This is a genomic window from Rhodoplanes elegans, assembly GCF_016653355.1.
Lineage (GTDB): Bacteria > Pseudomonadota > Alphaproteobacteria > Rhizobiales > Xanthobacteraceae > Rhodoplanes > Rhodoplanes elegans.
Genome location: NZ_NHSK01000095.1, coordinates 1 through 14,278, shown reverse-complemented (window position 1 = coordinate 14,278; position 14,278 = coordinate 1). Strand labels below are relative to the sequence as shown.

At 69.9% G+C, this 14,278-nt stretch carries 13 protein-coding genes; 10 read left to right on the top strand and 3 right to left on the bottom strand.

Annotated features, from left to right (window positions below; genetic code table 11):
* Together lptC and CCR97_RS12765 are read right to left on the bottom strand one after the other, a co-directional pair.
* A partial coding sequence (gene lptC, locus CCR97_RS12770; RefSeq protein ID WP_201159537.1) for an LPS export ABC transporter periplasmic protein LptC occupies nt 1-865 on the bottom strand: 865 nt, incomplete at its 3' end.
* 156 nt (nt 866-1,021) lie between these two features.
* Nucleotides 1,022-1,636 carry a ribonuclease D gene (locus tag CCR97_RS12765; protein WP_111356755.1) on the bottom strand — a complete coding sequence of 205 codons (615 nt, stop codon included), beginning with the start codon at nt 1,634-1,636 and terminating at the stop codon, nt 1,022-1,024.
* Nucleotides 1,637-2,018: 382 nt separating this feature from the next.
* On the opposite strand from CCR97_RS12765, the gene CCR97_RS12760 reads away from it, so the two are divergent.
* Nucleotides 2,019-2,738 (top strand): septal ring lytic transglycosylase RlpA family protein, encoded by a 720-nt coding sequence (locus tag CCR97_RS12760; protein WP_244670417.1) that lies wholly within the window; start codon nt 2,019-2,021, stop codon nt 2,736-2,738.
* A 36-nt stretch (nt 2,739-2,774) separates the two neighbouring features.
* On the opposite strand, the gene CCR97_RS12755 is transcribed toward CCR97_RS12760, so the two are convergent.
* A complete protein-coding gene (locus CCR97_RS12755) occupies nt 2,775-3,713 on the bottom strand; it encodes a LysR family transcriptional regulator (protein ID WP_111356754.1) in 939 nt (312 codons plus the stop codon).
* Nucleotides 3,714-4,389: 676 nt separating this feature from the next.
* Here CCR97_RS12755 and CCR97_RS12750 point away from each other — a divergent pair.
* The 9 genes from CCR97_RS12750 to CCR97_RS12710 all read left to right on the top strand — a co-directional run.
* The gene (locus CCR97_RS12750) at nt 4,390-5,286 is read left to right on the top strand and encodes a fumarylacetoacetate hydrolase family protein (protein ID WP_111356753.1); all 897 of its coding nucleotides are present in this window, start codon (nt 4,390-4,392) and stop codon (nt 5,284-5,286) included.
* A gap of 9 nt (nt 5,287-5,295) precedes the next feature.
* Complete coding sequence (locus tag CCR97_RS12745; RefSeq protein ID WP_111356752.1) at nt 5,296-6,474, top strand: hypothetical protein; 1,179 nt, start codon at nt 5,296-5,298, stop codon at nt 6,472-6,474.
* Between the two features lie 87 nt (nt 6,475-6,561).
* Nucleotides 6,562-7,332 carry an SDR family NAD(P)-dependent oxidoreductase gene (locus CCR97_RS12740; protein ID WP_111356751.1) on the top strand — a complete coding sequence of 257 codons (771 nt, stop codon included), beginning with the start codon at nt 6,562-6,564 and terminating at the stop codon, nt 7,330-7,332.
* Between the two features lie 93 nt (nt 7,333-7,425).
* Nucleotides 7,426-8,262 carry a crotonase/enoyl-CoA hydratase family protein gene (locus CCR97_RS12735; RefSeq protein ID WP_244670416.1) on the top strand — a complete coding sequence of 279 codons (837 nt, stop codon included), beginning with the start codon at nt 7,426-7,428 and terminating at the stop codon, nt 8,260-8,262.
* 15 nt (nt 8,263-8,277) lie between these two features.
* Nucleotides 8,278-9,057, top strand: coding sequence for an enoyl-CoA hydratase-related protein (locus CCR97_RS12730; RefSeq protein ID WP_111356749.1), 780 nt, complete (start codon nt 8,278-8,280; stop codon nt 9,055-9,057).
* 158 nt (nt 9,058-9,215) lie between these two features.
* The gene (locus tag CCR97_RS12725; RefSeq protein WP_170145783.1) at nt 9,216-10,511 is read left to right on the top strand and encodes an MFS transporter; all 1,296 of its coding nucleotides are present in this window, start codon (nt 9,216-9,218) and stop codon (nt 10,509-10,511) included.
* A 133-nt stretch (nt 10,512-10,644) separates the two neighbouring features.
* Nucleotides 10,645-11,955, top strand: coding sequence for a 3-hydroxyacyl-CoA dehydrogenase family protein (locus CCR97_RS12720; RefSeq protein ID WP_111356747.1), 1,311 nt, complete (start codon nt 10,645-10,647; stop codon nt 11,953-11,955).
* 382 nt (nt 11,956-12,337) lie between these two features.
* On the top strand, nt 12,338-13,534 hold the full coding sequence (locus CCR97_RS12715) for an alpha-hydroxy acid oxidase (RefSeq protein WP_201159536.1): 1,197 nt from the start codon (nt 12,338-12,340) through the stop codon (nt 13,532-13,534).
* Nucleotides 13,535-13,589: 55 nt separating this feature from the next.
* A partial coding sequence (locus CCR97_RS12710) for an enoyl-CoA hydratase-related protein (protein ID WP_201159535.1) occupies nt 13,590-14,278 on the top strand: 689 nt, incomplete at its 3' end.

Sequence of the window (14,278 nt, the reverse complement as noted above, 5' to 3'; positions counted from 1 at the left end):
TCGCCGGTTGCGCGGTCGCCGGCTGGGCCGGCGCGGTCGCGCCGACCGTCGAGAGGTCGGTCCCGATGCTCAGCACCGTCAGCACGCCCTTGCTGAACCGCACCACCGCACCGCCGTCGGAGATGTCGAGCCGGTTGGCGTCGACGGTGCCGTTCGGCAGCGTCACCTTGACGGGCGCCTCGGAGACGATCGTCCCCTTCTTGACGTCCAGCACGGCCTCCTGGAGCTTCGCCTCGAAGCCCTTGCCGGTGCGCACGACGATGTTCTCGGTCAGCTTCAGATTGTCCTGCTTGGAGTTGTAGAGGCCGTTCACGGCCGTCACGGTCACGGCGCCCTGGTCGTCGGTGTCGACCTGGGCACGCAGATCGGTCAGCTCGAGCAGGTCCGGCCGGCTCAGGTCCTGGGCGGCCGCGCGCGCCGTGAGGGCGTAGGGCTTCTGGTCGGCCGTGAAGCCGGCGAGGCGCGGCAGCTCCATGGTGATCTTGGAGCCGCTGACGACCAGCTTGCCGGGGTCGATCGTCGCCTCGACCGGCTTGAGCGGGTTGAAGAACACGGCGATCACGAGCACGCCACCGGAGACCACGATGCCGGCCGGGATCGCGATCCGCAGCAGGCGGATCATCCGGCTGTGGCGGGCCGCCCGGCGGAACCGGCGATCGGCGTCGTTCTTGGGCAGCAGGCGCGCCCGCGACGCTTCGCGCGAGGTCACTTCGCGCGAGGTCTCCCGCGCCGCCGCGTCGCGCGAGACCGCGGCGCGGCCCGACGCATCCCGGCCCGACAGGTCGCGCGCCGACACGCCGGCGAGGGCGCCGGCCCGGGGCGGGCCGTCTCGGTCGAATGCGGGCACGGCGGTCAGGCGGTTCATCCCCAGCGTCTCGCTCCGGAACCCAGTTCCTGTAAACCCAGGAGGCTCGTCCGGGCGATCACGAGCCCGACAGGGTCACCCGCGAATATGGCCGTCCCACGGCGGTCGCCGGCATACCTCGTCCGATCGGGCGAGGCAGGCCTCACCAGCCTGCCCTCACGAATGGGCGAAGATGTCCTCCTCGGACCAGCCGGCGAGGTCGAGGATCGCCCGCACCGGCAGGAAGCCGAAGCAGGCGGTGGCGAGATCGGTGCGGTTCTCGCGCGCCAGCATCTCCTCCAGCCGCGCCTTGAGGGCGTGCAGGTGGAGCACGTCGGAGGCCGCATAGGCGATCTGCGCCTCGCTGAGCTCGTCGGCGCCCCAGTCGGAGGACTGCTGCTGCTTCGACACGTCGATGCCGAGCACCTCCTTCACGAGGTCCTTCAGGCCGTGCCGGTCCGTGTAGGTGCGGGTCAGCCGCGAGGCGATCTTGGTGCACCAGACGGGGCCCGGCATCACGCCGAGATTCTTGTAGAGGACGGCGAGATCGAAGCGGGCGTAGTGGAAGATCTTCAGCCGCTGCCGGTCGGCGAGCAGCGTCATCAGATTGGGTGCGTTCGGATTGTCGCGCGGAATCTGGACGACGTCGGCCGTGCCGTCGCCGGGCGAGAGCTGGACGACGCACAGCCGGTCGCGGGCCGGATTGAGTCCCATCGTCTCGGTGTCGATGGCGACCGCGCCGGTGTAGCGGGCGAGGTCCGGCAGGTCGCCGCGGTGCAGGCGGATCGTCATGGTCGTCCCAGTCGGGTTGCGCGCGGTCTTCCGATGGCTGGCGGTCGGGCTCGCGCCGGGCGGCGCGCCGGCGGCGCCGCGCTCGCGGCCGCCGATCGCCGACGGAACTAAAGCCTCGCGGACAATGGTCTGACCGACAAGGCTTTTCAGCCTCAATTCGGCCACCTGTGTAGCACACGCTCGAAGCCGGTCAACGGCGCGCGGGGCAAGGCGCGCCGACGCCACGGGGGAGCGGCCGCGATCCGGCCGCTGCGCGGCCGGCGTCTTCGTCGGTCGCGTCGAACGGGGAGCCGGTGCGTTTTCGCCGGCGGGGGACAGCATGCGCGCGTTCGCGTTGCGTGAATCGATCGCTTTTCGGGCGTCGCCTTCGGGTGGAGCAGTCTTGCGGGCGCCCCTGATGGGGGTGCTGGGCGGCGCCGGCCTGTGGCTCGGGCTCGCCGGCGCGGTGCTGCCGGAGGCAGCCGCCACCGAGGTCGCCGAACGGACGGCGTCCAGAACGACCAGTCCGACCGCGACACGGGTCGCCTCGGCGGCGCCGAGCGAGGCCTTGCCTGTCGTCGTGCCGATGCCGCGCCCGCGCCCGGTCACGGCGCTCGCCGCGCCGGCGGCGCGCCCCGCCGGGCCAGCGTCCTCTCCGGCACCCGTTCCGGTGAAGCCCCTCGACCTTCAGGCCGGCCCGGCGCAATCCGGACCGGTAAAACCCGCCAGTGCGAAGCCCGCCCCGGCGCAGTCCGCGAGCGCGCAGCCCGGCTTCAAGCTCGCCTCGTTGACGCCGCCGGACGTTCCGGTGCCGCGCGTCCGGCCGGCCGGCGACACGGGCGATCCGCGCTGCGGCGGCGGCAAGCTGGTCCGCACGGCCTACTACTGGCAGGGCACCAAGACGGCGAGCGGCCAGCGCTTCGATCCGGACGGCTTCACGGCGGCGCATCGCACCCTGCCGTTCGGGACGAAGCTGACCGTGAAGAACCCGCGCACCGGGCGCGCCGTCGAGGTGGTGGTCAACGACCGCGGCCCCTACACGCCGGGTCTCCACATCGACATCAGCCGCGGCGCCGCCCGCGCCATCGGCCTCATGGGCACCGGCACGGTCTGCCTGATGTGAGCTTTGCCCGGCGCCGCCCGACGGCGCCGTTCCGGCTCACGGCGTCGCGACGGCGGCGCGGCGCAGCTCGTTCTCCTCCTGCGCCAGCGTGCGGATGATCTTGGCGAAGCGCGCCGCCACCGGCGACAGCTTCTCGCCGCGCCGCCAGACCAGGCCGACCGGGCGGGGCGGACCGACATCCTCCAGGGGAATCACCTTCAGGCGACCGGCCGCCGCCTCGACCTCGACCAGCCGCGGCGAAATCACCGACACGCAGGCCGAGTTCATTACGATCGACTTGATGGCGAGGATCGAGTTGGTGCTGATGCCGCGCTCCGGCCAGGTCTGGCCGACCGAGGCGAACACCAGCTCCATCTGCTGGCGGAAGGCGCTGCCGCCGGCCGGCAGCACCCACTGCACGTCGGCGAGCTCGCTCAGCCGCACCGAGGCGCGCTGCGCGAGCGGATGGTCGGGCGCCGCGATCAGCGACCAGTCGACGCCGAACAGCGGCTCCTCCTCGATGTCGGTGTATTGCGGGGCGATGCCGAGCCGGCGCACCAGCACGTCGAGCTGGCGGGTGCGCAGCATCTCGGTGATCTCCTGGTCGAGCCCGTCGATCACCTTGATGGCGATGTTCGGGCTTTCGCGCATCAAGAGCTCGAGGCAGCGCGGCACCAGGTCGACGGCGGTCACCGGGGTGATGCCGAGCGCGAGCGTGCCCTCCAGCCCCAGCGAGCGCATGCGGATCTCCTCGCCGGCGCGGCCGAGCAGCGATTCGAGCGCCTGGGCGTAGAACACCAGCGCATCGCCGAAGTCGTTGAGCCGCGCGCCCTGGCGGCCGCGCTCCAGCACCTTCACGCCGACCTCGCGCTCCAGCAGCGCGATGCTCTGCGACAACGCCGGCTGGGACATGTTGACGGCTTCGGCCGCCCCGCTGATCGAGCCGTGCCGCGCCACGGCGAGAAGCTCCAGGAGGCGGCGCGGTTCGATCTTCATCGTGGGGTCGATCCTGTCGGCGGCGAGGCCCGGGCCGCCCGATGCGGGGCGGAGCCTATACGCTTCGTCGCGGGCACGGAAGGCGGCGGCGCGGCCGGCGGACCGCCGGAGCGCCCATGACCGAGGTCGCTACGGGCGGTTGCGGCGCACGCCGCAGGATCGCCCGTCGGTGGGCCTGCCCTGCCCCGCCCGCCGGTGCGGCCGCGCGAAAATCGCATGGACGGCGCCGCGCCGCCGGACCGCCATCGCTGCGCGGCGGCATCGATCGGCCGGGCGCCGGGGCCGTTCCGGGCCTGCCCGAGCGACCGGCAAGCATCCCGGAACGTATTGTCGAACAATCGGAATTTCGGATGCCCCGGGAGCCTTCGGTGGCGCGGCGGCGCGGCGTTCGGCGGCCCTCGCCCCACCGTCGGCGATCGCGTTGCGGCGCACACCGCGTCCGTAATCGTGCCCATACGCATAATCGGGCCCGATAGCGTTCCCAAAACTCCATATTGGACCTCGATCGCGCCCCGCTCCACTCTCCGCCCCGACGACGACCTCCGGTTCGAGGTCGTGATCACGAGCGTTCTCATCGTTCGGCATCACCGACCAAGGCCGGCACCCGGCCGAAACCGCGACCACCCCCGGTCGCGGGTCGGGGACCACCGGAAACGCCTGCATCAGGAGACGAGGCATGAAGCTAGCCACATTCAAGGTCGGGACCGAGCAGCTGGTCGGCGCCGTCGACGGCAACGAGGTCGTCGTGATCGACGTGCCGGACATGCGCACGCTGTTCGAGCTCGGCGCCCCGGTGAAGGATCAGGCCGAGAAGCGCCTGACCAAGCGCCGCTTCAAGCTCGCCGACGTCAAGCTGTGCGCGCCGATCCAGCCGAAGAAGATCTTCCACACGGCCGGCAACTACGCCGAGCACGCCCACGAGGGCGACCGCTCCAACTGGGTCGCCGCGATCAAGCCGTGGATCGTGTTCTTCCAGAACGTCGACGCGGTCATCGGCCCAGACGATCCGGTCGTCTATCCGGAGCACCTGACGAAGTGCCTCGACTACGAGCTCGAGCTGTGCGTCCTGCTCGCCAAGCCGGGCAAGTTCTTCACCGAGAAGGAAGCGTCCGACTACATCGGCGGCTACGTGATCTTCAACGACATCACGGCGCGCGACATTCAGCGTCGCGAGATGGAGTCGGCGAACTTCTGCTTCTCGAAGTCGATCGACACCTTCTGCCCGTTCGGTCCGTGGATCGTGACGCCGGACGAAATTCCGGATCCGTACAATCTGAACCTCGAGCTGCGGGTGAACGGCGAGAAGCGCCAGATCTCCAACTCGAGCCACATGTCGGTGACGATCCCGCAGCTGCTCTCCAAGTTCTCGCCGCTCGGCTACAACGCCGGCGACATCCTCACCACCGGCACGGTGTCGGGCGTGGCGGCGTTCAGCGCCGATCCGGAGGCCTGGTATCTCAAGCCGGGCGACGTGATGGAGGCCGAGATCGAGAAGATCGGCGTGCTCCGCAACAAGGTGATCTCCTGGAAGGAGGCCTACGGGGTCGACGCGCCGGCGTGGCAGGGCTTCTGAGAGGGCGCCATGATCGATCGCACCAAGGTCTGGTCCGGCACGCTCAACGAGGTCGCCCTCGCGGGCCGTTCGAAGCGCGCCGCGAAGTTCTACGACACCACGCTGCGTGACGGCGAGCAGGCGGTCGGCGCCGCCTTCGATCCCGAGCAGAAGCTCGAGATCGCCAGGATGGTCGACGGCCTCGGCGTCGGCCGCATCGAGGCGGGCTTCCCGCGCGTCTCCGACGAGGACAAGGAGGCGATCCGGGCGATCGCCAAGGCCGGTCTGAAGGCGGAGGTGTGGGGCTTTTCCCGCGCTCTCGTCGATGACGTCGCCGCCGTCATCGAGCTCGGCCTGAAATACTGCGTCATCGAGGCGCCGATCTCCGATCCGAAGCTCGCCGCCCTCGAGGTCACCCGCGAGAAGGTGCTGGAGCGGATCAAGACCGCGGTGAAGTTCGCCACCGAGAACGGCATCCATGTCTGCTTCTTCGGCGTCGACTCGACGCGCGCCGATCTCGGCTTCTTCGAGCACGTCTACAAGACGGCGCTCGACGTCGGCGCCAAGGAGATCGCGGTCGTCGATACGCTCGGCATCGCGACGCCCGAGGCGGTGACGTTCCTGATCGGCAAGTCGCGCGAATGGGTCGGGCCGAATGTGCCGATCCACTGGCACGGCCACAACGACTTCGGGCTCGCCACCGCGAGTGCGGTGGCGGCGATCGACGCCGGTGCGGCCTGGATCCACGGCACCGTGGACGGCATCGGCGAGCGGGGCGGAAACGCCAACATCCCGGAGATCGCGCTGGCGCTCGAGCTGCTCTACGGCATCGACACCGGCCTCGACCTCACCAAGGTCCGCAAGGCCTCGGAGCGGCTGCGGCAGATCGCCCATTACGGGCTCGAGCCGTGGAAGCCGGTGGTCGGCGAGAACCTGTTCGTGCGCGAGACCGGCGCGGTGGCGGCCCAGTTCCACCTGCCGCACGCCATCGAGCCCTACGCGGCCGCGCTGCTCGACACGCCGCGCGGCATCGTGCTCGGCAAGAAGAGCGGCGCCGCGTCGATCACGCTGAAGGGCGAAGCCCTCGGCCTGAAGGTCGCGGACGACAAGGTTCCGGTGCTGCTCGCCGAGGTCAAGAAGCTCGCCCTGCAGAAGCGCGGCCTGCTGACCGACGCGGAGTTCGTCGAGATCGTCAAACGCCACGGCTGATCATCCCCGGCCTCGTGCAGACGAGGCGAGCCCGGCCGCACACGCGGCCGGGTTCCGGGAGATCACGCTTCGAGAAGGAACACTGAGATGGGTCGTTTCCAGGACAAGAAGGTGCTCGTGACGGGATCCGGCCGCGGCTTCGGGGCCGTGCTGGCGCTCGCCTTCGCGGACGAGGGCGCCGACGTCGTCGTCCACTACAACTCGTCGGCCAAGGGCGCCGAGGAGGTGGTGAAGCAGATCGAGGCGAAGGGCCGCAAGGCGATCGCCGTGAAGGGCGACATCGGCTCGCACGCCGACGTGTTGAAAATCGCCGAGACCTGCTTCGGCAGCTTCGGCGGCTGCGACGTGCTGGTCAACAATGTCGGCGACATGGCGCTCGACCAGAAGTCCTGGCGCGAGTTCGACGAGAAGGTGATCGAGCACACGCTGCGCGTCGACATCATGGGCACCATGTTCATGATCCACGAGATCGGCTCGCGCATGCTCGACAGTGGCCGCGGCGGCACGATCGTCAACATCGGCTCGCAGGTGGTGATCGCCGGTTCTCCGCGCGCCCCCCAGTATGCGGCCGCGAAGTACGGCGTCATCGGCCTGACCAAGTCCTACGCGAGGGCGCTGGCCCCGCTGGTGCGGGTCAACACGCTCGGCGCCGCCTTCATGGAGACCGAGGCGCTGAAGAACCGCCACGACTGGAAGAACGGCCGCCGCGAGGAGGTCCTCAAGCAGACCCCCCTCGCCCGCATCGCCACGCCCGAGGACATGGTCGGCCCGACCCTGTTCCTGGCGGCCGAAGACTCCAAGCACATGACCGGCCAGTTCCTGCTGGCCAATGGCGGCCTGGCGATGGTCGGCGCCTGAGCGAAGCCGTATCGGGACGGGCGGCCGCGCGACACCCGCGCGGCGACCCGCCGCCCCGATACACCCGGGACGCGCGGATGCGGAGTGACTAAGATGGACGATATTACCGCATCGACGAAAGGCGCGACCATGACTGCGACGCTCGAGGTCTCCCGGAGCAACCACGTGATGCTCCTGAAGATCGCCGACCCCAAGACCCGCAACGCCCTGTCGGGCGAGCGCTTCTACAAGGCGATCGAGGACGCCGTCCGGCTCGCCAACGACGACCTCGACATCCGCTGCGTCATCGTCACCGGCGACGGCAAGGCGTTCTCGTCCGGCGGCAACGTGCAGGACATGCACGGCCGCAAGGGCATGTTCGGCGGCGAGCCGCAGCAGATCGCCGAGCAGTACCGGGCCGGCATCCAGCGTATCCCGACGGCGATGTGGAAGCTCGACGTGCCGGCGATCGCCGCCGTCAACGGCCCGGCGATCGGGGCGGGCTGCGACCTCGCCTGCATGTGCGACATCCGCATCGCCTCCGACCGCGCCGTCTTCGCCGAGAGCTTCGTCAAGGTCGGCATCGTGCCGGGCGACGGCGGCTCGTGGCTGCTGCCGCGCGTCGTCGGCTACGCGCGGGCCGCCGAGATGGCGTTCACGGGTGACCCGATCGACGCCGACGAGGCGCGGGAGATCGGCCTCGTCTCCCGCGTGGTGCCGCACGACCAGCTGATGACGGTCGCCTTCGAGATGGCCGGCCGCATCGCCTCCAACCCGCCGCACGCGCTGCGCTGGAGCAAGCGCCTGCTGCGCGAATCTCAGATCGCCCGCCTCGACACGGTGCTCGAGATGGCCGCTGCCTACCAGGCGCTGTCGCACCAGACCGAGGATCACGCCGAAGCCGTCGCCGCGCTCCTGGAGAAGCGCCGCCCGGTGTTCAAGGGACGCTGACGCGAGAGTGTGCGCATGACCACCGATTCGGAAGAACCCCTGCTGCGCGTCGATCGGCCGTCCGAGGCGATCGCGGTCGTGCGCATCAACCGGCCGGACATGCGCAATGCTCTCAACCTGGCATTGCGGCGGGCGCTCGCCGCGACGTTCACGGATCTCGCGGCGGAGCCTTCGCTCCGCTGCATCGTGATCACGGGCGACGACAAGGCGTTCTGCGCCGGTGCCGACCTCTCCGAATATGTCGATGCCGACCCGGTCGAGATCATCGGGCGCGACATGGGCCGGCTGTGGGGCGCCATCGCCGACTGCCCGCTGCCCGTGATCGCCGCCGTCAACGGCTTCGCGCTCGGCGGCGGCTGCGAGCTCGCCATGCATGCCGACATCATCGTGGCCGGCCGCTCGGCGAAGTTCGGCCAGCCCGAGGTGATGATCGGCATCACGCCGGGCGGCGGCGCGACCCAGCGGCTGACGCGGGCGGTCGGCAAGTTCAACGCCATGCGGCTGATGCTGACCGGCGAGATCATCGACGCCGAGGAGGCGCGCGCCATCGGGCTGGTCAGCCGGCTGGTCGACGATGCCGCCGTGATGCCCGAGGCGCTGCGCCTCGCCGGCCTGATCGCGTCGGCGGCCCCGATCGCCGTGCGAAAGACCAAGGAGCTGGTTCTGGAGAGCCAGAACGTGCCGCTGGAGGCGGGCTTGCGCAGCGAGCGCGCCGGCTTCCAGCTCACCTTCGCGACGAAAGACAAGCACGACCGCATGCGGGCGTTCCTCGACCGCAAGAAGACCCCGCGATGAACCAGGGCCCGTCTCCGACGGGCCCTGTCGAACAAGACGTCCAACGAGACGGTGCAGCGACCCGGAGGTCACGCCCCCTGCACGACAGCTAACCAACCGACCCCCACCCCGGAGTAGATGCGATGTCTGAGACAACCGCGACCGCGGACGGCGGAGCTATGCCTGCCGCGGACGCCAAGACGACCCCGGCCTTTCGCCGGCTGGTGGTCGCGTCGTCGCTGGGCTCGGCGATCGAGCACTACGACTTCTTCATCTATGCGTTCACGGCCCCGCTGGTGTTCGACCACTTCTTTTTCCCGAAGATGGATTCGGTCGCCAGCATGATGGCCGTCTACGCCACCTTCGCGGTCGGCTTCGTGGCGCGTCCGCTCGGCGGCATGGTGTTCGGCCACTACGGCGACAAGATCGGCCGCAAGGCCATGCTGATGATGACCTTCGTCATCATGGGCGTCGCCTCGTTCCTGATCGGCTGCCTGCCGCGCTACGACTCGGCCGGCCTGTTCGCGCCGATCGCCCTCGTCGTGCTGCGCTTCCTGCAGGGCTTCGCGTTCGGCGGCGAGTACATGAACGCGGTGTCGCTGACGCTGGAGAATGCCCCGCAGGCGCGGCGCGGCTTCTTCGCCTCCTGGGTCAACGCGTCCGGCCCGATCGGCATCATCGTCGCCTCCGGCCTGATCGCGATCCTCAGCGGTGCCTACGGCAAGGACACGTTCATCGACTGGGTGTGGCGCATCCCGTTCCTGTTCAGCTTCGTGCTGGTGGTGATCGGGACCTATATCCGCCACTCGGTCGACGAGTCGCTGCTGCTCAAGAAGAAGCAGGCGGAGGCCGGCACCCAGAAGGCGCCGATCCTCGAGGCGCTGCGCTCGCACAAGAAGGCGATCGTGCTGGGCGCGCTCGCCAACATGGTCCACTCCTCGTTCCAGTACCTGTCGACCGTGTTCGTCATCGGCTACGCCGTGAAGACGCTCGGCATGTCGCCCGCCAAGGTCACCTCGGGCCCGATGTTCGCCAACATCGCCGAGATGCTGATGGTGCCGCTGATCGCCTTCTGGAGCGACAAGCTCGGCCGCAAGCCGTTCATGATTCTCGGCGTCGTGCTGGCCATGATCTGGTTCCCGATCTTCTTCCAGATCCTCGCCATGAAGGACCCGCTGTTCCTGATCCTCGGCCTGGTCGTCTCCATCGGCCTGATCCACGGCCTGATGTTCGCCCCCGAGGCGGCCTTCACGGCGGAGCTGTTCCCGACCGAGATCCGGGTCTCCGGCTCGTCGCTCGGCAAGCAGTTCGGCATCATCTTCGGCGGCGGCATGGCGCCGCTCGTCGCGACCTGGCTGATGGGCCAGGCCGGCGGGTCGACCACGCCGGTGATCGTCTACTTCGAGGTGATCGCGATCCTGGCCTTCATCGGTCTCATCATCGCCCCCGACAAGGCCAAGAAGGCCCTGGACTAGTAGAAAACCGAACCGAGAACGCGCTGGACTGGCGCGGCGAACCGGCGCACACGCGCTGCGGGGCCGGGGGATCACCCCCGGCTCCGTTCCCAGACAATCCGGCCGCCCGCGGCCGGCGAACCGGACGACGAGCATGAGCCAAGACATCAAATCGGTGGCGGTGATCGGCGGCGGCACCATGGGCAGCGGCATCGCCGCGGCCTGTGCGGCGGCCGGCTGCGACGTGCTGATCCTGGAGGCGAACGAGGGCTTCGCGGCGGCCGCCAAGGGCCGCGTCGAGGCTCTGGCCGCGGACGACGCCGAGAAGGCGCTGTTCCGCGACAAGGTCGCGGTCGGCACCATGGACAAGGACGTCGGCCGGATCGCCGCCTGCGACTGGATCTGCGAGGCCGTGATCGAGAGCCTGCCGGCCAAGAAGGCCGTGCTGGCGGCGATCGAGCCGGTCCGCCGCGACGGCTCGGTCGTCTCCACCAACACGTCCGGCATCCCGCTCTCGGCGATCGTGGCCGGCGAGCCGGAGCGCCTGAAGCGCGACATGCTGGTGACGCACTTCTTCAATCCGGTGCGGGTGATGCGGCTCCTGGAGATCGTCACCGGCCCCGAGACTCGGGCGGATGCGCGTGAAAAGCTCGGCGCCTTCCTGCGCGGCGGCCTGAAGAAAGGCCTCGTCACGGCCAAGGACACGCCGAACTTCATCGGCAACCGCATCGGCCTCTACTTCATCCTGTCGGGCCTGCATCTCGGCGCGAAGCACCGCGCCGCCGGCACCTCGATCGACCGCATCGACGCGCTCCTGGGAGCCCCGGTCGGCTTCCCCGGCACGGCCCTCTACGGCCTCGTCGACCTGATCGGCCTCGACGTCGTCTCCTCGATCGCCAAGAACCTCGCCGAGACGTTGCCCGCGGGCGACGCCGGACGACCGACCGCCTCGCTGCCGGCCGCCGAGGCCGCGATGCTGGCGCGCGGCCAGCTCGGCCGCAAGAGCGGCGGTGGCTTCTATCGCATGCAGAAGGCCGCCGACGGCGCGAAGCTCAAGGAGGTCTTCGATCCGGAAGCCGGGACCTGGGGACCGTCGACCAAGATCAAGCTCGACGGCGCCTCCGCCGCGCTGGAGACGGTGTTCTTCGCGGAGAACGCCGACGGCGCGCTGGTGCGCGACGTGCTCGGCGGCACCCTCCTCTACGCCGCCGATCTGGTGCCGCAGATCTCCGACGACATCGTCAATGTCGATCGCGCCATGCGCTGGGGCTTCGCCTGGGCCAAGGGCCCGTTCGAGCTGATCGACCGCATCGGCGCGCAGCGCCTGATCGACTGGCTCGCCCGCGAGGGCCGGCCGCTGCCCCACATGCTCGCCGTGCTCCAGAAGGCCGGCGCGTCGCGCTTCTACGACGGCGACCGTTATCTCGGCACCGACGGCGACCTGCATCCGGTTCCGGCGGAGTGACGCGATGAAACGGTCGGTCCCGACACCCCGGTCGCTGCAGCAGAGGCAGGCGACGCATCGGCCGGAGCCGGACGGCACGACCTCGCTCTATCAGTTCCTGATGCGGGCCGGAGCGAGCGATCGCCGGCCCGCGGCGGCCCGCGTCTCGGCCGGTCTTCGTCTCGCGCCGTCACGTCGCTCCTCTCGCGGATCCGCGTCGTGACGGCCCCCACCCCCCAACAGCAAGACGGGGCGACTCCGGCCGCCCTGCCGCACGAGCGACGGCCACGGTGCCGTCCGACATCGTGGCGGCGAGCCCGGTCGTCCCTTCGACTCCGCGTCTCGCGAATGCCTCGGACACCTTGACGAGGACCGTACCTTGACTATTCACAGACGAGATTTGTTGCTCACCGGAACACTGGCCGCGACGGCCGTCGCGGCGCACGCCTCGACCGCGGTCGCGCAGGTCGACACCTCGGCGCGGCCGTCGGCCCAGGCCGACGCCTCCGCGGCCCCCTATGTGGCGCCGTCGTCCGAGCAGAAGATCAACGTCATCAGCTTGCGTGATCTGGAGCGCCAGGCCGAGAAGGTGCTGCCGCCGTTCGGCTTCCACTTCATCGCCGGCGGCAGCGGTGACGAGTGGACGCTGCGCGAGAACGAGGCGGCGTTCGATCGCGTGGTGATCGAGCCGCGCTTCCTCTCCGGCGTGAAGGTGCCCGACACCACCACGACCATTCTGGGCGCGAAGCTCGCGCTGCCGGTCCTCGCCGCGCCGATGGGCATGCACGGCTTCGCCCATGCCGGCAAGGAGGCCGGAACCGCCAAGGGCACGGCGGCGGCCGGGGCCTTGTATGTGACGCCCTCCGTGTCGAACCTCTCGGTGGAGGACATCGCGGCGGCGAACGGGACCGGCGCCCGCTGGTTCCAGATCTACTTTCCCGAGGACCCGGGCTACGCCCGCGAGCAGCTCCAGCGCGCCAAGGCGGCCGGCTACACGGCGATCGTGCTCACCGTCGACGCGACCTCGTTCGGCAACCGCGAGCGCGCCGCCAGGCTCGGCCTCAAGCCGCCGCCGCATCTCGGCTTCGGCAACATGCCGAAGTCCCCGGCACTGGCCGGCCAGAACCCCGATCTGCAGAAGAAGGATCTGACCTTCGCCGACGTCGCCTTCTGCCAGAAGGAGAGCGGGCTTCCGGTCCTCGTCAAGGGCGTGCTCACGCCCGGCCTCGCGGCGGAATGCGTCAAGCAAGGCTGCGCCGGCGTGTGGGTGTCCAACCACGGCGGTCGTCAGCTCGACCATTCGCCGGCGACCTTCGCGGTGCTGCCGAAGATCGCCGACGCGGTCGGCGGCAAGATCCCGATCGTCGTCGACAGCGGCATCCGGCGCGGCCAGGACGTGTTCCGCTGTCTGGCGCTCGGCGCCAGCGTGGTCGGCATCGGGCGGCCGCTGCTCTACGGGCTCGCGCTCGGCGGCGCCCAGGGCGTCGAGGCCGTGTTCCAGCGCCTCAAGGCCGAGCTGGTGATGACCATGCAGCTCGCCGGCACCGCCTCCGTCGACAAGATCACGGCCGACTACGTCGCGCCGGCCGTGCGCTCCTGACACCAAGCGGGCGGTCGGCCCACGGCCGGCCGCCCTTCCAGACGAGACCGAGACCATGAGCTACGAGACCCTGATCGTCGAAACCGTGGGACGCGTCGGCGTCATAAGGCTGAACCGGCCGAAGGCGCTGAACGCCCTGAACTCGACGCTCGCCGAGGAGCTGCGGACCGCCTTCGCGGCGTTCGATCAGGACGAGGGCGTCGGCTGCGTGCTGATCACCGGGTCGGAGCGCGCCTTCGCGGCGGGCGCCGACATCAAGGAGATGGCGCCGCGCTCCTTCATCGACAACTTCAGCTCGAACTACATGGCGAACTGGGACAGCCCGGCGCGCTCGCGCAAGCCGACCGTCGCGGCGGTCGCCGGCTTCGCGCTCGGCGGCGGGTGTGAACTGGCGATGCAGTGCGACGTGGTCATCGCCGCCGACAACGCGAAGTTCGGCCAGCCCGAGATCACGCTCGGCATCGTGCCGGGGCTCGGCGGCACGCAGCGCCTCACCCGCGCGCTCGGCAAGGCCAAGGCCATGGACCTCGTCCTCACCAGCCGGATGATGGACGCGACCGAAGCCGAGCGCTGCGGCCTCGTCTCCCGCGTCGTGCCGCTCGCCGATATGATGAGCATCGCCATGCAGGCGGCCGAGACGATCGCCGCGATGTCGCTGCCGACCGCGATGACGGCCAAGGAGCTGGTCCAGCGCGCCCACGAGCTGCCGCTCGCCGAAGGCCTGCGCTTCGAGCGCCGCGCCTT

Coding starts and splice junctions, on each gene's coding strand:
- CCR97_RS12735 (WP_244670416.1), top strand. CDS start 7,426: ATGGACGATATTACCGCATCGACGAAAGGCGCGACCATGACTGCGACG.
- CCR97_RS12755 (WP_111356754.1), bottom strand. CDS start 3,713: ATGAAGATCGAACCGCGCCGCCTCCTGGAGCTTCTCGCCGTGGCGCGG.
- CCR97_RS12725 (WP_170145783.1), top strand. CDS start 9,216: ATGCCTGCCGCGGACGCCAAGACGACCCCGGCCTTTCGCCGGCTGGTG.
- CCR97_RS12740 (WP_111356751.1), top strand. CDS start 6,562: ATGGGTCGTTTCCAGGACAAGAAGGTGCTCGTGACGGGATCCGGCCGC.
- CCR97_RS12730 (WP_111356749.1), top strand. CDS start 8,278: ATGACCACCGATTCGGAAGAACCCCTGCTGCGCGTCGATCGGCCGTCC.
- CCR97_RS12745 (WP_111356752.1), top strand. CDS start 5,296: ATGATCGATCGCACCAAGGTCTGGTCCGGCACGCTCAACGAGGTCGCC.
- CCR97_RS12720 (WP_111356747.1), top strand. CDS start 10,645: ATGAGCCAAGACATCAAATCGGTGGCGGTGATCGGCGGCGGCACCATG.
- CCR97_RS12750 (WP_111356753.1), top strand. CDS start 4,390: ATGAAGCTAGCCACATTCAAGGTCGGGACCGAGCAGCTGGTCGGCGCC.
- CCR97_RS12765 (WP_111356755.1), bottom strand. CDS start 1,636: ATGACGATCCGCCTGCACCGCGGCGACCTGCCGGACCTCGCCCGCTAC.